This window comes from Kaistia defluvii (assembly GCF_040548815.1).
In the GTDB taxonomy this organism is placed as follows: Bacteria; Pseudomonadota; Alphaproteobacteria; order Rhizobiales; family Kaistiaceae; genus Kaistia; species Kaistia defluvii_A.
On sequence record NZ_JBEPSM010000002.1, the window covers coordinates 710,735 to 732,569 of the forward strand.

Genomic DNA, 21,835 nt, shown 5'->3' on the forward strand with positions numbered 1-21,835 from the left:
GTCAGGCGGTTTGACGCTGCCCGCTTTCGGTGGTCGATCCCCCGCGCGCCGATAGCGCCGGCGTCGGCGTGCTGGACCAGAGCGTATCTTCCAGCCGCTTGCCGGCAAGCCCGGGTAGCAGGCCGAAGACACGCTCCAACGCATGGTGCAGCGTGCCATCGAGCTGGCCGGCCTCGGGCGGGAAGGAGTCGATGTCGAGCGGCAGCTGCGCCAGGGCGTCTAGTACGTCGCGCCGCACCCAGAACATCGTCCCTGCGAAAAATTCGACGACAAGCCTGTCATCGGGCAAGCCAAGCTGCTGCGCCAACATTCGGATCTGTTCGTGGTTCGCGCCCCATACGGAATCGAGCCCCATATGCTCGTTGGGTAAGCGGAACCGACGCGAGCCGATCATGCCGATCTCGGGGGTATCGGAGAAGCGCCGGACGATCTCGTCCACGACGTCGCGGGAGCCGATCAGGTCGCCGACGCTCGCCCGCCGCCACATCTCACCCAGCACAGCGCGCGCGCCCGAGGCGCCCGAACGCTTGCCATGCAGCTTGCACAGCAGATCCAGCCCATCGAGATGTCCGTCCCGCAGCAGGCCAATGAACGGTCCGATATCGCGGCCTCGATTGGGGTAGGTCTTGATGACTGCCCCGGGGAAGCCATCCGTAATCCGGGCGGCGAGGTCGGGATCTTCCGCAGTCGTTGTGACGAGAAGCCGCAACGGGCGTTCCAGTCCGGCAAGCAGCGCCTCGAATTCTGGCCAGAGTTCGACATAGTGCAGATGCAGCACGATGCCGATCCGGGGCCTTGGATCCACGGCGCGCGGCTGATACGGCCGGGCGGGAGGCTCCACGGCCCGTGCCATCACCTCCTGGAAGTTTTGGCTCTCGACGCCCAACCCCCAGCCCCGCAACGTCCGCAGCGTGGCGGCCAGTTCATGCGCTTCGGGTCCCCGGCCATACAGCAGCGGCGTCAGTCGAAGCCCGTCGACGATCTCGATTCCCAACCGGCGTTCGGCGCGGCGAAAGCTTGGCCCCAGCCGGCGTAGCCATCGCAGGAGCGGAACCCGTGTCGCCATGGCGACCTGCTGCGGACTGAACGTGATCCTCATCGCCGGTAGCGAGACTTCCAGAACATAGCGGGTGCGCCCGAGGCAAGGCACATAGATCGTGGAGGCTTCCGGCTGGCCGTGTCGACTGATCTGGAGTGGCACGAAGGGGCGCTGTCCCGGACGGGCTTCCAGTTCGAGCAGGTAGCGGATGGGGCGTCGTGAGGATCCGCGCAGGTCGAGGCCCGCGCTGGACCGGTCCGCTCTGCGTGCCCGGCGCCAGAGGCGTGCGAGTGGTCTCAACAGACCGGAGCTGCCATGGGTGTCGGACATCGGGATGGCCTCCGGGCGCCATCTTGGTTTCCTGTACGTCGCGCGCTCGATATCTGCGCCAGACGCTCGGCGCAAGGCACATCGCCCGGCTTTCCGCGAATGGATGCGTGTCTTCGATGGCTCGTCGCGGGAAGAACAGAGTAGGAGCAAGAACCGATCTTGCATGATTCTTGCTTGCGTCTCATCTCGATGCGGGGTGTGCGAGGGACTGATGGGTCGCCGATGAAACCAAATGCCATCCGGGTCGTGGTGGTCGACGACAATGCGGTTCGGGCGGCCATCCTCGTCGATGGCCTGCGCGAGGCCGGTATTGATGGCGTCGAGGTGATCGAGACCAGCACGCAACTCGTTCGCCGGCTGGCCGCCATCGATCCCGACGTCATCATCATCGATCTCGAAAATCCCAGCCGCGACATGCTCGAGCAGATGTTCCAGGTGTCTCGCGTCGTGTCGCGTCCCGTGGCGATGTTCGTCGACCAGTCCGACCAGGCCATGATCCGTGCCGCCGTCGATGCCGGCGTCTCCGCCTATATCGTCGACGGGCTGAAGAAGGAGCGGGTGAAAGCCATCGTCGACATGGCGATCAGCCGCTTCGAGGCGTTTGACCGGCTGCAGCGCGAACTGCTGGAAGCGAAGAGCGAGCTGGCCGACCGCAAGGTGATCGACCGCGCCAAGGGAATCCTGATGCGGTCGCGAAACCTGTCCGAGGAAGAGGCCTATGCGCTGCTGCGGCAGGCGGCGATGAACGAGAAGCGCCGCATCGCCGACATCGCGCAGAGCCTCGTCACCGCGGCCGGATTGCTCGGAAAATAGCCATGCTGAATGCCAGGAAAGGCGGAAACGACGCCATGACCGCACGCTCGACGATGCCAGGCCCGGACGGCGTCCGGCTCGCCGGTCCCGCCGCGATCCGGCCGGACCAGAACCGCATCGTGCGCGTCGGCTTCATTCCGCTGCTCGATATCGCCGTTCTCGTCGCGGCGGAGGAGCAGGGTTTCGCGGCCCGCGAGGGGCTGAGCCTGCAACTGATCAGGGATGTCTCCTGGGCCAATATCCGCGACCGGCTCGCCTTCCATCAGTTCGATGTCGCGCACATGCTGGCGCCAATGGCCGTTGCTTCCTGCGTGGGGCTGGGCTCCAACCCGTCGCCGACCCTGGCGCCCTTCGTGCTCGGGCGCGGCGGCAATGCCATCACGCTCTCCGTCGGTCTCTATCGCGACATGCAGGCGCTGGCCGGCCTGGGCGGCACGGAGGATGCGCTGACCAATGCGCGCGCGCTGGCGCAGGTGATCGCGGCGCGGCGCGAGGCCGGGCAAAGGCCGCTGGTCTTCGCCATGACCTATCCCTTCTCGTCGCACAATTACGAGTTCCGCTATTTCATGGCGGCGGCCGGCATTGATCCCGACCGTGACGTCACGATGACCGTCGTGCCGCCGCCGCTGACCGCCGATGCGATGGCCGCCGGGGCGATCGACGGCTTTTGCGTCAACGCGCCCTGGAACATGATCGCGGTCGAGCGCGGCGTCGGTCGCGTCGTCGCGGTCAAGGCGGATATCTGGCCGGCCGCGCCGGAAAAGGTCCTGGGCGTGCGGCCGGACTGGGCCGAGAGCCAGCCCGAGACGCTGTCGCGCCTGATCGTCGCGCTCGATGCGGCGGCCAGATGGTGCGACGTGCCGGAAAACCGGCCGACGCTCGCCGCCATGCTGGCCGAGCCCGGCTATGTCGGCGGCTCCCCGGCGCTGATCGGCTCGCTGCTCACCGATCGCTTCCTCGTCGATCCCGACGGCACGCTGCGCGATATTCCGAACTACCTGACCTTCCACCGCGAGGCCGCGAATTTCCCCTGGATCAGCGAGGCGCTGTGGCTGTTCAGCCAGATGGCGCGCTGGGGCCAGGCGCCGCTGACGCCGCAGGCGATCGAGCGCGCGGCGTCCGCCTATCGGCCCGATCTGTATCGCCAGGCGCTGGCGGGCTCCTCGACGCCGCTGCCGCTCGCCGACCGCAAGGTCGAGGGCAGTCCGGTCGCCATCGAGATCGAGACCACGGCAGGGCCGATGCGGCTGCCTGCGGCGCCGTTTCTCGACGGGCGGGCCTTCGAACCCGACCGGATCGTCGACTATGTCGCCGGGTTTCCCGTTACCCATCCGACCTCGGGCAGCGGGCGCCACGACCTGCTTTAGCCGCCGAAAGCAGCATGTCGCCGCCCGCAATTCCGGCGCTGTGCTTACAAATTAGCCTTGAGTAAAGATGAGGCAAGGCCTTACACTTATTCCAAGCTGAGTTCGGTTATGATCGAATTCGCCGCCAGGGTGATCAACGAAGATACGCCCTTGGTCTGCCTCTGAAGAGGCTATCCCGACAACGACGTCGCCGCATTCGAGTGCATGAACGCACGGCCGCGACGCATGCATCCGTTTTCCGGCGACGATCCCGCTTTCTTCCGAATGCCTTCGGAACGGAAAGCCGTGTCCATCCCCCCGATGACAGGAGATCGCATGCCGCTTGCCAGCCGCCAGCCCCGTATTACCGCGCCGCGCATCGACCCGCTCGCCGTCCTGCCCATCTTCCTGCGGCTGGAAGGCAGGCGCGCCCTCGTCGTCGGCCACAGCGCCGCCGCGGCCTGGAAGGCGGAGCTTCTCGCCGCCACCGGGGCGACCACCTGCCTTGCTTGTGTGGGCGATGCGCCGCTGGCTCCCGAACTCGCGGCGCTGGTCGATGCCGGACGCATCTCGTGGCTTGGCGCCTACGAACCCCAACAGTTGCGCGGCATGGCGGTCGCCGTTTTCGATGCCGAGACGGACGAGCAGGCGGCGCAGTTTCGTGACCAAGCGCTGGCAGCGGGCATACCCCACAACGTCATCGATCGCCCCGATTTCTGCAGCTTTCAGTTTGGCGGCATCGTCAACCGCTCGCCCGTGGTGATCGGCATTTCAACCAGCGGCGCCGCGCCGATCCTTGGCCAGGCCGTACGGCGGCGGATCGAATTCGCGCTTCCCGCGACGCTTGCCGCCTGGGCGGAGCGCGCGGCCCGGATGCGCCGGACGGTCCTGGAAACGCTTCAGCCGGGGGCGGAACGCCGCCGCTTCTGGGAGCGGTTTGCCGACCTGGCGCTCGCCCCGGCATCGCCCGCCGAGGCCGGCGATCTCGCGCAACTCGTCGATGAGGCCCGGCGTGGCGAGGTCGCCGCGCCGGTTGGCCGCGTCACGCTGGTCGGCGCGGGCCCGGGCGATCCGGACCTGCTGACGGTCAAGGCGGTGCGCGCCCTGCAGGCGGCCGATGTCATCCTGTTCGACGATCTCGTCTCCGATGGCGTGCTCGAACTCGCCCGCCGCGAGGCGCGGCGGATGATGGTCGGCAAGCGCGGCGGCCGGGCTTCCTGCGCGCAGGACGATATCAACGCCATGGCGCTCAAGCTGGCGCGGCAGGGCAAGAATGTCGTCCGCCTGAAGTCGGGCGATCCGATGGTGTTCGGTCGCGCCGGCGAGGAGATCGAGGTGCTGCGGGCTGAGGGCATCGCTGTCGAGGTCGTGCCCGGCATCACAGCCGCGTCGGCGCTGGCTTCCAGCCTCGGCGCGTCGCTGACCCATCGCGACCACGCCCATTCGGTCCGCTTCGTCACCGGCCATGGCCGCGACGGCGACATGCCGGATCTCGACTGGCGCGGCCTTGCCGATCCTGAGACGACGCTCGCCGTCTATATGGGCGGCCGCACGGCCCCCGAATTCGCCCGCCGCCTGCTGGCCGAGGGCCGCGCCGCTGCGACCCCCGTCGTGCTGGCGCAATCCGTTTCGCGACCCGAGCAGACCATCCGCCACACGACCTTGGCGAGCCTCGCGACCGAACCTTCCAGCCGTTCCGACGGCCCGGTCCTGGTCGGCATCGGCGAGGCGTTCCGCCCCGCCGCGCAAGCCGAAATCTACCACCCCGACACCGCACAGACCCTTCTCTTTGGCACCTGAGGACAAGCAGCATGTTTGACGAGACCATCAGCAAACTCTCCGCCCTTGGCGCGTCCAAGGCCCGTCTGCTCGAAACCCACCCGGCCGGCTTCTTCATCGGCTCGGCCATGGCCGGCATCTATGTCGGCTTCGGCATCCTCCTGATCTTCAGCCTCGGCTCGCTGCTCGATCCGAGCATCCGGCCGCTCGTCATGGGCGCGTCGTTCGGCCTGGCGCTGATCCTCGTCGTCTTCGCCGGCGCCGAGCTCTACACCGGCCACACCATGAACATGACGATCTCGACACTGGAGGGTCAGACGACGCTCGGCCAGCTCGGTCGCGTCTGGCTGGCGAGTTGGGTCGGCAATCTCGTCGGCGCGATGCTTTTGGCCGGCCTGTTCGTCCTGGCCGGCGGCGGATCGATCCTCTCGTCGCCGAGCGAGTTCCTCTTCAAGGCGGCTGCTGCCAAGATGAACGCGGATCCGGTGCAACTGATCGCGCGCGCCATCCTCTGCAACTGGCTTGTCTGCCTGGCGCTCTGGATGTCGGCCCGCACCACCAGCGACGCCGCCAAGATGATCGCCATCGCCTGGTGCCTGTTCGCCTTCATCGCGTCTGGCTACGAGCATTCCGTCGCCAACATGACGGTCTTCGCGCTCGCCCTGTTCTCGAAGCATCCCGACACCATCACCTGGGCCGGCGCCGCCTGGAACCTGTTCTGGGTCACGCTCGGCAACACCTTCGCCGGCGCCATCCTGATGGCGGGCGCCTATTGGGTGGCGGCGGCGCGGCCTTCGTCCCGGTCCGTCGCCGGCATTGTCGCGGCCGAGTGAAGGAGGCGACGATGGGCCAGGATTTTCTCCCCGAACAGAAACGCTGGCTGGAGGGCTTTCTCTCCGGCGCGACGGCGGCGCGCAACGTCGCGCCGCCTGCCACCCCCGCCATGGCTGCCGAGCCGACCGGCCCGGACGCCGAGCAATGGAAGGCGCAGGACCGCACGGTGGCAGCCGGCGGCAAGCTGGTCGACCAGGAAAAGTGGAAGCGCGCGGATCATCCGTTCGAGGCCTATGACCGGCTGAGCCGCGAGGCCCGTTCCGGCGCCAAGCCGAAGCCGGAGGACAATTTCCGTTGGCGCTATCATGGCCTGTTCCACGTCGCGCCGGCGCAGGACAGCTATATGTGCCGGCTGCGCATCCCGAACGGCATCCTGACGCATTGGCAGTTCGCGGCCGTTGCCGATCTGGCCGAGCGCCTCGGCGGTGGCTACAGCCATGTGACGACGCGCGCCAATCTGCAGATCCGCGAAATCGTGCCGGAAAATGCCCCGTCCCTGGTCGAGGGGCTGATGGATGTCGGCCTCGTGTCCAAGGGGTCGGGCGCCGACAACATCCGCAACGTCACCGGCTCGGCCACGGCCGGCATCGATCCGCAGGAACTGATCGATACCAGGCCGCATGCTCGCGCCTGGCACCATCACATCCTCAATACGCGTGCGATGTATGGCCTGCCGCGAAAATTCAACGTCGCCTTCGATGGCGGCGGCAAGATCCCGACGCTGGAGGAGACCAACGATATCGGTTTCCAAGCGGTCGAGGTGCTGTCCGGCGCGCCGGTGCGCCCCGGCATCTGGTATCGCCTGACCCTGGGGGGCATCACCGGCCATAAGGATTTTGCCCGCGATACCGGCATCATCGTCGAGCCGGCCGAGGCGGTGCGCGTCGCCGACGCCATCGTCCACGTCTTCGTGGATCATGGCAACCGCACCGACCGGACCAAGGCGCGGCTCAAATACCTGCTCGACGACTGGGGCTTTGCCCGCTTCCTCGAGGAAGTCGAAAAGAAGCTCGGCGCGCCGCTGACCCGGATCGACGCCGCGCTGGTGGCGAAGCGGCCGGCGACCGACCGTGGCGCGCATATCGATTTCCACCCCCAGCGCCAGGCGGGGCTTTCCTGGGCGGGGATCGTCATTCCGGCCGGGCGGATGACCGCGCAGGAGATGCGGGCGATCGCGGCCATCGCGCAGGACCTGGGCGATGGCGATATCCGCCTCACCGTCTGGCAAAACGTCATCCTGTCGGGCATCCCGCACAGCCGCATCGCCGAGGCGAAGGCCCGCATCGAGGCGATCGGTCTCGCGTGGACGGCCTCCGCCGTGCGGGCCGGACTCGTCGCCTGCACCGGCAGCCGGGGCTGCAAGTTCGCCGCCTCCGACACCAAGGGCCACGCGCTTGCAATCGCCGATCATCTCGATGGCCGCATCGAACTCGACCAGCCGCTCAACATCCACCTGACCGGCTGCCATCACTCCTGCGCCCAGCACTATATCGGCGATATCGGCCTGATCGGCGCCAAGGTCTCGATCAACGAGGAGGGCGACCAGGTCGAGGGCTATCACATCCATGTCGGCGGCGGCTTCGGCGCCGACGCGCGGATCGGCCGGCTGCTCCAGTCCGATGTCAAGGCCGAGGACGCGCCCGCCCGGATCGAGGCGCTGCTGCGCGCCTATCTCGCCCATCGCGCGGACGCGACCGAGAGCTTCGCCACCTTCACGCTGCGCCACGACGCCGAAGCGCTGAACGCCATGACCCAGGAGGCCGCCACATGACCTTCCAGCCGACACCCTCGCCGACCAACATCGTGCCCGAGGGCGCGCCGTTCAGCGACGAGCAGCGCGCCTGGCTGTCGGGCTTCCTCGCTGCCGCCCTCGGCTCGCTCACCCCCGTCGACGCCGCCGGCATCCTGCCGCAAGGTCTGCTCGCTCCGGCGCCGGAAGCGCCCATCGGTCCGCCGCTGGCCAGCAATGACGATGCGCCTTGGCACGATGCCGCCATGCCGGCGGAGGAGCGGATGAAACTCGCCGAAGGCCGCCCCGCCAGCCAGAAACTGATGGCGGCGATGGCGCAGCAGGATTGCGGCCAGTGCGGCTATAGCTGCGCCGCCTATGCCAATGCGATCTTCCTGAAGGACGAGGCGCGGCTCAATCTCTGCGCGCCCGGCGGCAAGGAGACGTTCCGGCTGGTCAAGGCGCTGGCGGCCGAGCTTGGCGAGGCGAGCGCGGACGCCAAGGCATCGCCCGTTTCCGAGGACAAGCCCGCTGTGGCTGTCTCAAAGCCCGGCATGAGTCGCGAACAGCCGGTCGAGGCCGTGTTCCTCGGCCGCCGCCGCCTGAATGGCGCGGGCTCGGAAAAGGATACGCATCACGTCGAGTTCGACATCGCTGCGAGCGGCCTCGACTACGCCGTCGGCGACAGCTTTGGCGTCTTTCCGCGCAACAGCCTTGGCCATGTCGACCAGATCATCGCCATGCTGGGCGTCGCCCACACGACGGAAGTGCGCGGCCGGACGCTTCGCGAGGTGCTGCGGGACGAGGTTTCGCTCGGCCTTGCGCCCGATGCGCTCTACGAGCTCTATTCGCACATCCTGGGCGGCACGCTGCGCGAAAAGGCGCGGGAGCTGGCGCGTGGCGGCGATCCCGACGGCGACGCGGCGCAGCTCGACGTCTTCGCCGTGGTGCAGAAATTCGCTGCCGCCCGCCCGCATCCCGAAGCCTTCGTCGATGCGCTGGAGCCATTGCAGCCGCGCCTCTATTCGATCTCGTCCTCGCCGAAGACCGAGGCCGGTCGCATCACCTTGACCGTCGATGCCGTGCGCTACCAGGTCGGCCAGCGCAAGCGCCTCGGCGTCGCCTCTACCTTCCTTGCCGAGCGGATGGAGCCGGGCGAGACGCTGCGCTGCTATGTCCAGAAGGCGCATGATTTCGCCCTGCCGGCCGATCCGAACGCGCCCGTCATCATGATCGGGCCCGGGACCGGCATCGCGCCGTTCCGCGCCTTCCTCAAGGAGCGCGAGGCGATCACCGCGCCCGGTCGCAACTGGCTGTTCTATGGCCACCAGCGCCAGGCGACGGATTTCTTCTACAAGGACGAGCTGCAGGCAATGCGCGCGAGCGGACTGCTCACGCGACTTTCGCTGGCCTGGTCGCGCGACGGGGCCGAGAAGTTCTACGTGCAGGACCGCATGCTGGAAGTCGGTGCCGAGCTCTGGCGCTGGATCGGCGAGGGCGCGCATCTCTATGTCTGCGGCGACGCCAAGCGCATGGCCAAGGATGTCGAGGCGGCGCTGGTTTCCATCGCCGCCAGCCATGGCGGGTTGGGCGCGGACGAAGCTGTCGCGGCGATCCGTTCGCTCAAGAAGGCCGGCCGTTTCCAGGCCGACGTCTACTGAGCCCACAGGACGGGCAGGGGGCGCCCTGGACTATTGGGAGGAGAGGAGACCTGCCTCTTCCGCCGCGGCCATGAAGGCGTCCTGCGCAATCGCCGCGTCTCCGCCGCTCTCGATGAGGTCGGCGCAGGCGACCTGGGCGGCGAGATGTTTCAGCGTGCCGCGATGGGCCTCTGGCCAGCGATCGGACAGCCATTCCGCGGCGGCCGCCACATCCTGGATTTCCTGCGCCGCGGGCGGCTTGCCGAGGGTGATATGGAACGCGCTGCTCATGGCCGCTTCTCCTGCCTGTCCGTCTTGGTATCGGTTTCATCGGCATTCTCGTTCCAGCTGGAAGCCTCCCGCTCCCGGCTGCCGAAGATGCGCGGCTCGGCGCTGACGAGCCCGTCATTGCCGCTGCCGGCCTTGCCACGATGGAACTGGCCGGTGGCGTCCTCCTTCGTCGGGCTGGCGACGCCGTCGACGTCGGGCTTGGTTTTGTCGGAAGTGTCGCGCGTGGATGTCATTGTCGCGTCTCCTTGATGGGGCGCCCGGTCGGGCCTGCATGCACCCCCGAACGGGGGTGCCGTTGTTTGCAGCCCGTTTCGGGGTAGAGACCCCTCCAATCCCGTCGCGTTAAATTTGGTTGCTCTCGATCTCGAGAGGCGGGCAGTCCGGCTCATGGCGCGGGCCCCATCTGTCTTGATGCTGGCGCCTTCCAGGATGGGCCTTTCGCGCGGCGAAGAGCTACCGCTCGGAACTTCTCCGCCTCAGGATCCTTCAAAGAAAAGTAGGTCGCAGCGTGGAGGAGAACGATGTCGGAGATCCAGACCAGGGCCGGGGGCTGCCTGTGCAGGGCGGTGCGATACGAGACGAAGGGCGATCCGTTCAAGGCAGGCCTTTGCCACTGCGCTGATTGCCGCAAGGTCACGGGCACGGCGTTCCTGGCCTATGCCGACTGGCGGCCGGAAATGTTTCGCTACACCGGCGAGGTACAGGTCTATCAGGGCCGCTCCTTCTGCCCCCGCTGCGGCTCCCGTCTCTTCAGCCTGAGCGAAGAACAGGCCGAGGTCTATGTGGGAACCCTCGACGTCATCCCGTCCGGCATAAGCCCGGGCGTAGAGGCGTGGGTGAAGCGGCGCGAGTCCTGGCTGCCGCCGCTGTCCGGAATCCCGCAATATGACGAAGACCCGCCCAAGGCCGGCGCGACCGGCTGACCGGTGTCGGCCGCGGTCACACTATGGGCGTTGATCGACGCCGGGCGTTCACGGCGAAACCTGGAGGCCGGCCTTGCGGAGCGAGGCGAGGAAGCGCTCGCGGTCCGCCGGCATGACGTTGCGCAGTCCCACCCATGCGCGGACATTGGCGACGAATTCCGGCGCATGTCCGAGCAGCCACTGGCGCTCGGCAGCCGCCTCCTGCGGTTCGTCGCCTTCGGCGAAGACCGCCGCCGCGATGAGATGATAGGCGGGGTTGTCCATCACCGCCGCCCGTCGCACCCACATCTTCGCCGCCTCGTAGTCCTTGTCGATATAGGCGCAGATCGACAGCACGACCTCGTAATAGCCGAGCGGTCCGGGATTGCGCTGGAGTGCTTCGGCGACCAGGGCGCAGCCGCGCTTCCACTGGCCCGAATCCGCCAGCCGCACGCCATATTCGCCGACCAGCTCGGTATCGTTCGGGTTGGTCAGCATCGCCCGCTCGCCGACGGCCAGCGAGGCCTCGACCTGGCCATCGAAATAAAGCGCCAGCATCTTCGCCTGCAACGCGCGGACATTCTCGGGATCCAACTCCGTCGCCTTCTTGGCCGCGGCCGCCGCCCGTTCGAGCGAAGCCGGCGAGGTCGATTCCGCCACCGGATACTGAAAGCGCAGCTCGTCCATATAGGTCTGCGCCAGCAGCGCCCATGCGGTGGCATAGTTGGGAAAGCGCTCGACGGTTTCTTCCAGGCAGGTCCGCACGCGGGGGTGGGAGTGGGCGTCTAAATTGGCGCGATAGGTGAAATAGGAGAGGGTGCAGGAATAGGCATCCCAGTCGCCATTGGCGACCGAGCCGCTGCGTCCCGTATCGGCCTTGTAGATCACGCCATAGGGCTGGCCGACCGCCGTCGCGACCTGGCGCGCCAGGTCCGCCTCGACCGCAAGGCTCCGCGCGGGGTCGTAGCTCGCCTCGTAGGTCTTGGCCCAGAGCACGCTGACATCCTGGGCGTCGAGAATGCGCGCCTGCAGGCGGAGTTTGTCTTCGGCGACGCTGACGGCGCCCATCAGGACATAGCGGGAGCCGTGATCGGCCCCGTCGCGCTCGCCCTGCACCGTGACGATGTCCTTGAACTTGGTCAGTTGGTTGAGGACCTCCTGCGTCAGCCCGTCGGCGACGGATGAGGCGGCATCGGTGCGCGACAGATCTTCGAATGGGCGGACAAGCAGGCGCGGGACGGCCGGCGCGGATCGATCGATCGGCCAGGGCGACCAGCCCAGGGCGAACAACGCCCCGGAGGCGACGACGACCACGCAAAGGGCGGCGACGAGCGTGGCGGGCCACAAGGGCCGCCGCCTCGGAGCCTCTGGCGGCGCGGCCGGCTCGGGCTGCCGGGGCTCGAAGGCGGGGACATAGCCACCCTTCGGGATGGAGATCACGACCGGATCCGCGGACCCGTCGCTCTCATAATAATGCTCCAGCGCGCGGCGCAGCCGGACGGCTTCCAACCGCACGATCGGATCGGCATGGGCGTCGAAATCCGCGCCCCGGCCGAACACATCCGTGGCGATCGAGAACGCCTTGATGCGATCGGCCCGGCCGGCCAGCGTCTCCTCGACGACATAGGCCAGAAATCGGCGCGACCGGGGCGACGCGTCGAATTTCGCGCTTTCGAGGATCCTGGCCAGCGCCTCCCGCACACTCTTCGGCGTGGGCTCTTCGCCCGCCGCAGGTGTCGAACGGTCTGCCGGGGGCGGGGTCTCGCCCGCCGCTGTCGGACCGTGTCGGAGCGCCGCCAACCAACCCCGCATCGCCTTTGTTACCCCCACATGCTGCGTAACCTTACGCAGCGATATGCCCGCCGCACTCTATAGCTGCATTCCGGCGCAGGGAAGGACGACAGCGGGTCTGCCGGTCTTCTCCGCTGCTAAATCCGTGAGGGGCCGGGCGCACCAGCAGGTTGCGGCAGCCGTCCAGGCTTGTGTGCGGGGTCGGCAGGCCGTGGCGGCGATGCGCCATGGACCGGCCGGGTCCCATCAACCGACGAGGAGATCGGAAATGAAGACCGCATTGGCTCTCGTTCTTTGCGTCCTGGCTCTGGCGGCCTGCCAAAGCAACCAGTCGTCGACGGGAGGACTCTCGACGTGCCAGTCCACGGGCGCGGGCGGCACGACGGATGTGATCTGCCCCTGAGCCCCGGGCCCGCACGCATGAACAACAGGCGAACTGGGGTTCAACCATGGCAGGCGAGGAACAGTCTGGGGCAGGGCGAGACGGGGTCCCGGCCGCCATCCGCCACTTTCCAGCCCAGGCGACGGAGATCGAGGCGCTGGCACGCGAGAGCGAGCGCTTCCGGGACCTCTGCGAGGAACTGGCCGAGGCCGAAGCGGCGCTTTCGGCAGTCGACGGGCTCGAACTGGCCCTGCGCGCGGAACGGCGGCTGGAGTGGCTCGCCTTCGTGCGCTGGGCGCTGAAAGAGATCGACGCCGACCTGCGACAGGCACGGGTCGTGTCCATAGACCGGACCAGCGGGTCCGACGGCTGAAGCGGCCGCGCCCGCTTCCACTATCCACGAGGAGAACGACCATGAGGCGAATGAACCTGCTGGCAGCGGCGCTGTTCTGCGCCCTCGCCACTTCCGCCCAGGCACAGGACGCCATCCAGGCGCCGGCGCAGAAGCCGATCGGCGGCAGTTCCAAGACGCAGATCGAGCCGTCGCTGATCGTCTTGAACGCGGCCGGCGCGAAGCTCGAGGGCAACCGGCTCACGCTGATCGGCGCGGCGCCCAACGCGATCATCTTCGCCGACCGCCCGGTGCGGGCCGCCGGCCATGCGCTGACCGCCCATCTCCTGGAGGAATGGGACACTGGGTCTGACAGTTTCGCCAAGGATCCGCCCAACGCCACCGTCTCGGTCTTCGACAAGACCGGCGCGAGCGTCAAGGACGCCGTGGTGACGCTTCGCTCGCCCAAGGTGGACGGGGCGAACATCGTGTTCGATGTCGCCGTGCTAGAGGGCGACCTCGGCGATGCGGCGGGGCCGGCCTCGGTGTTCATCGACATCATCGGCATGCCGCTGACGCCGCTGTCCTTTGCCGGCGCCGCGCGCCGCACGGCCTATCGCGGCGCCTTCTACGCCGGTGCGGCAGCCGGGGCAGCCTATCGCTATCCGCCGCCCTACGCGCCCTATCCGGTCTATCCGCCCTATCCTTACTACCCGCCCTATCGCCCCTATTGATCCAGGAGCCATGACCATGGATATCACGCGCCGCACCGCGACCCTGCTGGGCGCCGGCCTGCTCGGTTCCGCCGCCCTCTCGCCCGCCTTTGCGCTGGATGGCCCCCTGTCCGACATCGTCGCCGGCCGCGACGACTTCTGGACCGGGGTCGAGGCCTACATCTACGGCTACCCGCTGGTCACGATGGAGATGACGCGCCGCGTCGTCACCAATGTGGCGGAGCCCAAGGGCACGCGAGCTCCTATGGGCCATCTCATCAAGCTGCGGGAATATCCCAACGCTTCGTTCCGCGACGTGACGGCCCCGAATGCCGATACGCTCTACACGACGGCCTTTGTGGATGTCGGCAGCGAGCCCTGGGTGTTCGCCTATCCCGACATGGGCGAACGCTACTTCCTGTTCCCGATGCTCGACGGCTGGACCAATGTCTTCCAGGTGCCGGGCTCCCGCACCACCGGCGAAGGCGCAAAGACCGTCGCCATCACCGGCCCCGGCTGGTCCGGCACGTTGCCGGAGGGCGTGGTCGAGTACAAATCGCCGACCAACATCGTCTGGCTGCTCGGCCGCATTTACTGCGAGGGCACGCCCGAGGACTATGCCGCCGTGCACAAGCTCCAGGACGCCTGCAAGCTGCAGCCGCTCTCGACCTGGGGCAAGACATATACGCCGCCGGCCGGCAAGGTGGACCCGTCCATCGACATGAAGACGGCGGTACGCGAGCAGGTCAATCGCATGACCGCGACCGAGTATTTCACGCTGCTCTGCGAGTTGATGAAGACCAACCCGCCGGCGCCCGCCGACGCGCCGGCGATCGAGAAGTTCGCTTCGATCGGCATCGTGCCGGGGCAGGATTTCGACAAGTCGAAATTCGATCCGGCCTTCGAGAAGCGGCTGCCGGATCTCGCCTTCGACCGCATCATGATGCATTTCAAGTTCAGCGATGGCGACGTGCAAAGCGTCAATGGCTGGGGCTTCACCACCAAGACCGGTCTTTACGGCACCAACTATATCCAGCGCGCCCTCATCACCGCCATCGGCCTCGGCGCCAACCGGCCGCAGGACGCGGTCTATCCGACCTCGCTCAAGGATGGCGGCGGCGTCTTTTCGCGCAGCTACAATGGCAGCGAAGACTATGTCCTGACCTTCAAGAAGGGACAATTGCCGCCGGTGAAGGGCTTCTGGTCGATCACCATGTACAACGACCAGTACTTCTTCGTCGAAAACCCGATCAATCGCTACTCCATCAGCGCGCGACAGGACCTGAAGAGCAATCCGGACGGCTCTGTTGATATCCTTATCCAGCACAAGTCTCCCGGCAAGGACAAGGAGTCCAACTGGCTGCCGGCGCCCAAGGACAAGTTCTACCTGATGATGCGCCTCTACTGGCCGGATGAGAGCGATCCGACGATCCTGAACGGCAGCTGGATCATCCCGCCCGTCGTGAAATCGAAATAGCTCCCTCTACGGGCGAGCGGCGGATCCTCCGGACCCGTCGCTCGCCCCTCGCCATCAAAGGGCTGCGCGTGCCGCGGAAACAGCGTTTCCTCCGGCCGCGCAGCCTTTTGTCCTTTGCAGAAAAGCCGAACGCGCCCCTGCATGGCTCGTGGTGTCCGCGGGCCCACCAGCCGGCTCGCCTTGGCTCGACCTTTCCGCCAATTGGACGTCCAAAGGGAACGCATTTCATCGCGCGCCCGTTCTCCTGAGCTTGCCAGGAGGATCGGATGGAGCGCTATTTCGAGAAATTCGCCAATGCCACAGCCAAAGCCACGGGCAGTTCGCCTGCCTTCCTGCTTTGCGTCGCCGCGGTGATCCTCTGGGCGGTTTCGGGGCCATTCTTCGGCTTCTCGGAAACGTAGCAGCTGGTCATCAACACCGGCACGACCATCGTGACCTTCCTGATGGTGTTCCTGATCCAGAATACGCAAAACCGCGACAGCGAGGCCCTGCAGACCAAGCTGGACGAACTGATCCGCTCCTCCGCTGCCAAGGATGAGTTCATGGGCATCGAGAAGCTGACGGACAAAGAGTTGGATGCGTTGCAGGAGAAGTGCCAGGCGTCGGCGGCGAAGGTTCAGGAGTCGCTGACCACGATCGAAAAACTGCGCCAGTCGAGGGCCTTCACCTAGCCCATGCTGCCGAAATTCTCAGGAGTCGCTGGCCTTGGATGAGATCAAGTCGCCGTCCTTCCCCTGGTACCCGACCCGCCGAACGGTTCACCTGTGCCTCGATATGCAGGGCATCTTCGCACCGGGCAATATTTAGCCGACCCCTTGGATGCATGCGGTCCTTCCCAATATTGTTCGGATTGCCGGCCATGCACCCGACCGCACGATCTTCACCCGTTTCGTGCCGCCGCCGTCTTCGGCCGAAGCGAGGGGGACTTGGCGTCACTACTACACGCTGCACAGCCAATCGACGCTCGACACCATCGACCCGGCCGCCATCGACCTGATCGACCCCCTTGCGGCCTTTGCTCCGCCTGCGGTCGTTATCGACAAGCCTGTCTACTCTGCCTTCCTGGGAACGACGCTCCGGCAAACGTTGATGGCGAGGGGCGCCGACGGGATCATCGTGACCGGAGCGGAAACGGATGTCTGCGTCCTCGCAACCGTGCTCGACGCGGTCGACCTCGGTTGGCCCGTCTACGTCATTTCGGACGGGGTCTGCAGTTCGACCGATGCGAGCCACGACGCGGTTCTGACGCTCTACCACACCCGCTTCTATCAGCAGGTCCAGGTGCTGACGACCGACGTCCTGATGGAAATCTGGCCACCCAGTTGAAGCACGCCCGGCCATCCTCGAGCGATTTGGAGCCAGCCCGCGCCTTGGCAAAAGCGCGCCTCTGTCGCATGGCCCGGGCAACCCGGGTGCCGTTCCGGCCATTGGAGGGACAGTGCGGAGTGGTTTGCGCAGCGACGGCAAATGGGAAGGCGAAAAGAGGATCGGGAAATGAGCATTGCCAAGGATAGCGGCACCGACATCGATCTGGGCCGCAAGGACACCGACAAGCAATCGGATCCCCAGCTGGGTCGCAAGGCGATCGATCGTGGCCAGGCGCCGCCGCGCGAGCGAGGCGTGATCAGCGAACTGGGCAGGAAGGAAATCGACAAGAGCGAAACCGCCAAGGCCGACACCGACGGCCGCAAGGCGATCGATCGCCCGGAAGAAGGTGGCTGAGCTGGCTGCGGCCGGATCGGGATCCGCTTGCAGGCGCCAGTACTTGGCGGCCCTGCCTGGGACAGGTCGCAAGTCTCAGGAAAATAGGTTCTGGGTCAGCGAAACGATGTCCCGTCTGCGGGCGTTCGAACGGTTTGTCTTCCGATATCGTTCCCGGCGTTCACAGTCTTGAATGGATTGATTCTACCTCGAACTAAATGGGCGCTGAGGGGTTGAGAGCATGCCGCATGAAAACAGTCGCCGGCATGCGTCAATCTGGAGAGTCCAATGCTCAAGTCCCTTGGAGACGTTACTTCCGAGCAGAATGTCAGTTCCTATGTCCTCGGCGTTCGGGACGAGCTGATTTCGGGATCGTTGGTCTCTCTTGCCAAGGTTTCCTTGGGGGATGTCGCCTTGAACGTCGTGCAGGGCCGAGATTCCATCTGGGTTCTGTTCCGTCGCAAGGGGGCCGGCGGCATGGCGATCCGCGCGGCCTTCATTCCGGGTGGCGGCTTCACCTGCAAACTCATCGAGCCTGGGCCGGATGAGGCGCTGCGCCTCTCTGCGACGAGCCCGCTCGGCGAGCATCTCGTCCTGATACACAAGGTCGACATCGGGCTGCAACGAGTTCGCATCACCCACACGCTGACACCCATCGCCCCACTGTCGATCCCCTTCGCGCCGCGTGATGTCTATCCCTTCGACGAGACCCTGGACCCGCTTGGCGCGGTCGGCGAGGTCGAGGCGGCCCAGCGCGGCCTGAACAGCGGGCTGGTCTATTTCCGCATGGCCGAGCCGGATTTCGGAAGCGTGCTGTACTTTCAAAATCTGACGGCGCTGAACGATTATTATCGTGCGACGCGGACCAAGCCGGATGGCGCGGTCGGCGGCGAATGGCCGGAACTCGGCTACCTGCCGCCGACGAAATCGAAGGACGGCGAGATCCATTCGCTGCCTCCCGGCGAGGCGGTCGTGCTCTCCGACGCCATCCTCGTGATCAAGCAATGCGACAAGCCGAACGAGACGGATTCGGCCCGCCATTTCCTGCAGATGCTGGCGGCGGCCTATACCGCGCTGGAGCTGCCCGTCGCCGAATACCATGACTGGGTGGATCGCGCGGAGCGCACGCTGAAGGACCTCGCCACGTCGCCGAAGGCAACCCAGAAGAAGTTCGGCGCCATCTATGCCCGTCCCTATACGGACGACGAATATCCCGACAGCATGGTGCAGATGTCGCTGCTCACGGCCATGCACAATTACGGTGTCTGGCGCGGTGAGGCCGATCCGCTGGAGGCCTCGTTCCGGAAGGGGCTCGCCAAGTTCTACGACCCGAAGCTCAAAAGCATCTGCCGCTATCTACCGGATGTGGGCGACGACAAGGACGCCAATGCGGTCGATTCCTGGTACCTCTACCACCCGCTGCTCAACCTGGCCTACCTGGCCTTGGACGGTGACGAAGAGGCGCGCAGCCTGCTTCTGAAATCGATCGATTTCGGCATCAAGGCTGCGCATCATTTCAAATATCGCTGGCCGATCCAGTACGATATCCGCGACTTCTCGATCGTTACCGCCGTGGCGCCATCGGACGGCCGAGGCCAGACCGACGTTGGCGGTCTCTACGCGCAGCTTATGCTGGTCGCCTACCAGCTGACGGCGGAAGAGCGATTTCTCGATGAGGCCAAGACGGCGATCGAAGCGGCCATGGGGCTGCGCTTCAACCTGAACTACCAGGCCAATCTAACCGCCTGGGGGGCGGCCGCCTGCATGCGGCTGTGGCGCATCACCAGCGACGAGCGCTACCTGCAGCAGAGCTATGTCTATCTCGCGAGCTTCTTCCACAATTGCGAGATCTGGGAATCCGAGATCGACAACGCCGCCCTCTACAAGAATTTCCTGGGCGTCACCTGTCTCCAGGATGCGCCCTACATGGCCATCTACGAGTGTTTCGAGTCGTTTGCCGCGTTCGAACGCTATCTTCAGGATGGCGGTCCTGACATGGACCCCGCGGTTCGCCTGCTGCTCAGCGAATACTGCAAATATGCGCTCGACCGCGCCTGGTATTACTATCCCGATGCGCTGCCGAAGCAGGTGCTCGCCACCAAGCAACGCAACGGCCATATCGACCGGAAATTGTCGTTTCCGCTCGAAGATCTTTATCCCGATGGCCAGCCCGCGGGACAGGTCGGCCAGGAAGTCTATGGCGCGGGCGCGGCCTGGATCTTCGCCAGTCGCGCCTTCCATCACATCCAGGACGCGCCGTTCCGCCTGCAATGCGATCACTTCATCGTCTCGCTCGAACATCAGGGCGGCAACGCGATCGGCCTGCAACTGACCGGAGATGGTCGCGGCCGGGCCACGCTCCATTGCCTCCGCCTCAAGCGCAGGCGCCTGCCCGAGTTCAACCTGCGAACCATCGCGGGGGCCCCCGTCGAACCCGTCGCGATCCTCAAAGACCGAGTTCAGTTTGACGTGCCGGCCAATGCCCACCTGGTGTTGAGCTGGGAACAGAAAAGGAGAAGCTGATGCTGAAGGAGCGTACATCCCTCGAAGGAAAACGCATCCTCGTAACCGGCGGCACCACCGGCATCGGGCGCGCGACGGTCATTCTCCTGGTAGCCGAAGGCGCCCATGTTCTGACCTTCGGCCGGGACGAGAAGCCATTGGCCGAGGTCATTCGCCTGGCGGAAGGAGGACGCGGCAAGGTGTTTGGAACCGTGGCCGACGTCACCTCGAAAGAGGATCTGGCCCGGGTCTTCTCCGAGGTCGACAGCAAGTTGGGCGGCCTGGACGTCCTCGTCGCCAATGCCGGCATCGCGTCGGAACCGCTCGACGAAGCGTCGGATGACGAATGGCGCTATGTGATCGAGACCAATCTGGTCGGCTACATCGCCGCTTCGAAGGCGGCGATCGACCGCATGAAGAAGCAGGGCGCCGGCCAGATCGTGATGATCGGCTCGATCAGCGCGGATCTCAAATCGCCCGGCGAAAGCATCTACGCGACCACCAAGGCCGGCAACCAGGCTTTCGCGGAGACGCTGCGAAAAGAGCTCGCCCAGAAGAACATCCGTGTGAGCTGCATCCAGCCCGGTTCGGTCTCCAGCGACATGCAGGAGTCCTCACCGGAAGAACAACGCGAGAAGATCCAGAAGCACGAGATGCTGGAGGCAGAAGAGATCGCCGAGGCGGTGCAGTTCATCCTGACCCGCTCCGAGCGCTGCGACGTCGTCAATCTCAAGATCGAGCCGCGTCTGGAAGACTATTCCTAGCACAGGCGGCGAGCGCTCTGGGGCGGCAGGCTATACGAGCCGTCCAGCAAAGATCTGGCCACTGCTCGGGTCTGCCCGCCAGCAGTCACCAGCGTCGCTCGCGGAACAAACAGCAAGAGTGGCCAGCACCAAGGCCACACCGGGGCCGCGCCTTGGCGGGCCTCTCAGTCCGGAGACATCCCATGAAAGCTCTAACCTGGCACGGCAAAAGCGATATCCGTTGCGAGACGGTGCCCGATCCGACAATCGAGCACGACCGGGACGCGATCATCAAGGTCACGGCCTGCGCAATCTGCGGATCCGACCTTCACATCTTCAACGGCGTCATTCCCGAGATGAAATCGGGCGACGTGTTGGGCCACGAGACGATGGGCGAGGTGGTCGCAGTCGGTCGCGGAAACCAGAAGCTGAAGATCGGCGACCGTGTAGTCGTTCCCTTCACCATCTCCTGCGGCGAGTGCTTCTTCTGCAAGCGGGGAATGTTCTCGGGCTGCGAGCGGAGCAACCCCAACCGCGAGACGGCGGAAAAGATGTGGGGCCATTCGCCGGGCGGCCTGTTCGGCTATTCCCATATGCTGGGCGGCTATAGCGGCGGGCAGGCCGAGTATCTGCGGATACCATATGCCGATGTCGGCCCGATCAAGGTGCCGGATTCCCTGACGGACGAACAGGCGCTGTTCCTCTCCGACATTTTTCCGACCGGCTACATGGCCGCCGATTTCTGCAACATCCAGGGCGGTGACACGATCGCTATCTGGGGCTGCGGTCCGGTGGGCCAGATGGCGATCCGCAGCGCATTCCTGCTTGGGGCAGGGCGGGTGATCGCGATCGATACGGTGCCGGAACGGCTGGAACTGGCCCGCGCGGCCGGGGCGATCACACTCGACTTCAAGGAGCGCGATGTCTATGAGCGCATCCAGGAACTCACGGGCGGACGCGGCGCCGATGCGTGCATCGACGCGGTCGGCACCGAACCCGATGCCAGCAGCGGCCTGGACGCCGTCGTCGACCGCATCAAGGTCGCCACCTATCTGGGCACCGACCGCCCGCATGTCCTGCGCGAAGCCATCATGTGCTGCCGGAACTTTGGTACGGTTTCGATCGTCGGCGTCTATGGCGGCAAGCTCGACGGCATCCCGATGGGCTCCGCGATCAATCGCGGCCTGACCTTCCGCATGGCGCAGACCCCGGTCCAGCGCTATTTGCCGGAACTGCTCGGCAGGATCGAGAAGGGCGAGATCGATCCCTCCTTCGTCATCACTGATCGTGGCTCGCTCGAGGATGGTCCGGACCTGTACGCCAAGTTCCGCGACCGCAAGGATGGCTGCATCAAGGTCGTGCTGAAGCCCTGATTGGTCCACTTAAAGATCTGCCTGCCCCTTGGGCCATCGCTGGAGGGGCAGGCCCGATTCTTTCGGGAAGAGTACGGCACGCCGCCGAAGCTGCCGCTGGTTGTCGGCGGGGGCGGCAA

General features: G+C 65.9%; 19 protein-coding genes and 1 pseudogene. 16 read left to right on the forward strand and 4 right to left on the reverse strand.

Going from position 1 to position 21,835, the window contains the following annotated elements; translation table 11 throughout:
• Window position 1: 1 nt before the first annotated feature.
• Window positions 2–1,369 carry a rhamnan synthesis F family protein gene (locus tag ABIE08_RS16340; protein ID WP_354552620.1) on the reverse strand — a complete coding sequence of 456 codons (1,368 nt, stop codon included), beginning with the start codon at window positions 1,367–1,369 and terminating at the stop codon, window positions 2–4.
• A gap of 222 nt (window positions 1,370–1,591) precedes the next feature.
• On the opposite strand from ABIE08_RS16340, the gene ABIE08_RS16345 reads away from it, so the two are divergent.
• The 6 genes from ABIE08_RS16345 to ABIE08_RS16370 all read left to right on the forward strand — a co-directional run bounded on the left by ABIE08_RS16345 (window position 1,592) and on the right by ABIE08_RS16370 (window position 9,531).
• Window positions 1,592–2,182, forward strand: a complete 591-nt coding sequence (locus tag ABIE08_RS16345; RefSeq protein WP_354552622.1) for an ANTAR domain-containing response regulator — start codon at window positions 1,592–1,594, stop codon at window positions 2,180–2,182.
• Between the two features lie 35 nt (window positions 2,183–2,217).
• The gene (locus tag ABIE08_RS16350) at window positions 2,218–3,549 is read left to right on the forward strand and encodes a CmpA/NrtA family ABC transporter substrate-binding protein (protein ID WP_436409564.1); all 1,332 of its coding nucleotides are present in this window, start codon (window positions 2,218–2,220) and stop codon (window positions 3,547–3,549) included.
• Between the two features lie 315 nt (window positions 3,550–3,864).
• Window positions 3,865–5,328 carry a siroheme synthase CysG gene (gene cysG / locus ABIE08_RS16355; protein ID WP_354552624.1) on the forward strand — a complete coding sequence of 488 codons (1,464 nt, stop codon included), beginning with the start codon at window positions 3,865–3,867 and terminating at the stop codon, window positions 5,326–5,328.
• 11 nt (window positions 5,329–5,339) lie between these two features.
• Window positions 5,340–6,140: a nitrite transporter NirC gene (gene nirC, locus ABIE08_RS16360; protein WP_354552626.1), complete on the forward strand. Its 801-nt coding sequence runs from the start codon at window positions 5,340–5,342 to the stop codon at window positions 6,138–6,140.
• An 11-nt stretch (window positions 6,141–6,151) separates the two neighbouring features.
• Window positions 6,152–7,912 carry a NirA family protein gene (locus ABIE08_RS16365; protein WP_354552628.1) on the forward strand — a complete coding sequence of 587 codons (1,761 nt, stop codon included), beginning with the start codon at window positions 6,152–6,154 and terminating at the stop codon, window positions 7,910–7,912.
• A complete protein-coding gene (locus tag ABIE08_RS16370) occupies window positions 7,909–9,531 on the forward strand; it encodes a sulfite reductase subunit alpha (RefSeq protein WP_354552630.1) in 1,623 nt (540 codons plus the stop codon). The genes ABIE08_RS16365 and ABIE08_RS16370 overlap by 4 nt, the downstream gene beginning before the upstream one ends.
• A 30-nt stretch (window positions 9,532–9,561) precedes the next feature.
• Here ABIE08_RS16370 and ABIE08_RS16375 read toward each other — a convergent pair whose 3' ends face one another.
• Window positions 9,562–9,801 carry a DUF982 domain-containing protein gene (locus ABIE08_RS16375; protein ID WP_354552632.1) on the reverse strand — a complete coding sequence of 80 codons (240 nt, stop codon included), beginning with the start codon at window positions 9,799–9,801 and terminating at the stop codon, window positions 9,562–9,564.
• Entirely contained in the window at window positions 9,798–10,034 is a 237-nt protein-coding gene (locus tag ABIE08_RS16380; RefSeq protein WP_354552634.1) for a hypothetical protein, read from the reverse strand. The genes ABIE08_RS16375 and ABIE08_RS16380 overlap by 4 nt, the downstream gene beginning before the upstream one ends.
• A gap of 288 nt (window positions 10,035–10,322) precedes the next feature.
• Here ABIE08_RS16380 and ABIE08_RS16385 point away from each other — a divergent pair, with 288 nt between their 5' ends.
• Window positions 10,323–10,724 carry a GFA family protein gene (locus tag ABIE08_RS16385; protein WP_354552636.1) on the forward strand — a complete coding sequence of 134 codons (402 nt, stop codon included), beginning with the start codon at window positions 10,323–10,325 and terminating at the stop codon, window positions 10,722–10,724.
• A 48-nt stretch (window positions 10,725–10,772) separates the two neighbouring features.
• On the opposite strand, the gene ABIE08_RS16390 is transcribed toward ABIE08_RS16385, so the two are convergent.
• Window positions 10,773–12,404, reverse strand: coding sequence for a hypothetical protein (locus tag ABIE08_RS16390; protein WP_354552638.1), 1,632 nt, complete (start codon window positions 12,402–12,404; stop codon window positions 10,773–10,775).
• 539 nt (window positions 12,405–12,943) lie between these two features.
• Here ABIE08_RS16390 and ABIE08_RS16395 point away from each other — a divergent pair.
• The 9 genes and pseudogenes from ABIE08_RS16395 (at window position 12,944) to ABIE08_RS16435 (ending at window position 21,716) form a co-directional block, all read left to right on the forward strand.
• Window positions 12,944–13,249, forward strand: a complete 306-nt coding sequence (locus ABIE08_RS16395; RefSeq protein WP_354552640.1) for a hypothetical protein — start codon at window positions 12,944–12,946, stop codon at window positions 13,247–13,249.
• A gap of 41 nt (window positions 13,250–13,290) precedes the next feature.
• Window positions 13,291–13,941, forward strand: coding sequence for a hypothetical protein (locus ABIE08_RS16400; protein ID WP_354552642.1), 651 nt, complete (start codon window positions 13,291–13,293; stop codon window positions 13,939–13,941).
• Between the two features lie 16 nt (window positions 13,942–13,957).
• Window positions 13,958–15,397, forward strand: coding sequence for a DUF1254 domain-containing protein (locus tag ABIE08_RS16405; RefSeq protein WP_354552644.1), 1,440 nt, complete (start codon window positions 13,958–13,960; stop codon window positions 15,395–15,397).
• Between the two features lie 266 nt (window positions 15,398–15,663).
• Window positions 15,664–16,068: pseudogene (locus ABIE08_RS16410) on the forward strand (low affinity iron permease family protein).
• Between the two features lie 148 nt (window positions 16,069–16,216).
• Complete coding sequence (locus ABIE08_RS16415; protein ID WP_354552646.1) at window positions 16,217–16,723, forward strand: cysteine hydrolase family protein; 507 nt, start codon at window positions 16,217–16,219, stop codon at window positions 16,721–16,723.
• Between the two features lie 168 nt (window positions 16,724–16,891).
• The gene (locus ABIE08_RS16420) at window positions 16,892–17,119 is read left to right on the forward strand and encodes a hypothetical protein (RefSeq protein WP_354552648.1); all 228 of its coding nucleotides are present in this window, start codon (window positions 16,892–16,894) and stop codon (window positions 17,117–17,119) included.
• A gap of 267 nt (window positions 17,120–17,386) precedes the next feature.
• Window positions 17,387–19,621, forward strand: a complete 2,235-nt coding sequence (locus ABIE08_RS16425) for a hypothetical protein (RefSeq protein WP_354552649.1) — start codon at window positions 17,387–17,389, stop codon at window positions 19,619–19,621.
• The gene (locus ABIE08_RS16430) at window positions 19,621–20,364 is read left to right on the forward strand and encodes an SDR family oxidoreductase (RefSeq protein ID WP_354552651.1); all 744 of its coding nucleotides are present in this window, start codon (window positions 19,621–19,623) and stop codon (window positions 20,362–20,364) included. The genes ABIE08_RS16425 and ABIE08_RS16430 overlap by 1 nt, the downstream gene beginning before the upstream one ends.
• 182 nt (window positions 20,365–20,546) lie before the next feature.
• Window positions 20,547–21,716: a zinc-dependent alcohol dehydrogenase gene (locus ABIE08_RS16435; RefSeq protein WP_354552652.1), complete on the forward strand. Its 1,170-nt coding sequence runs from the start codon at window positions 20,547–20,549 to the stop codon at window positions 21,714–21,716.
• The last annotated feature ends 119 nt before the right edge of the window (window positions 21,717–21,835 follow it).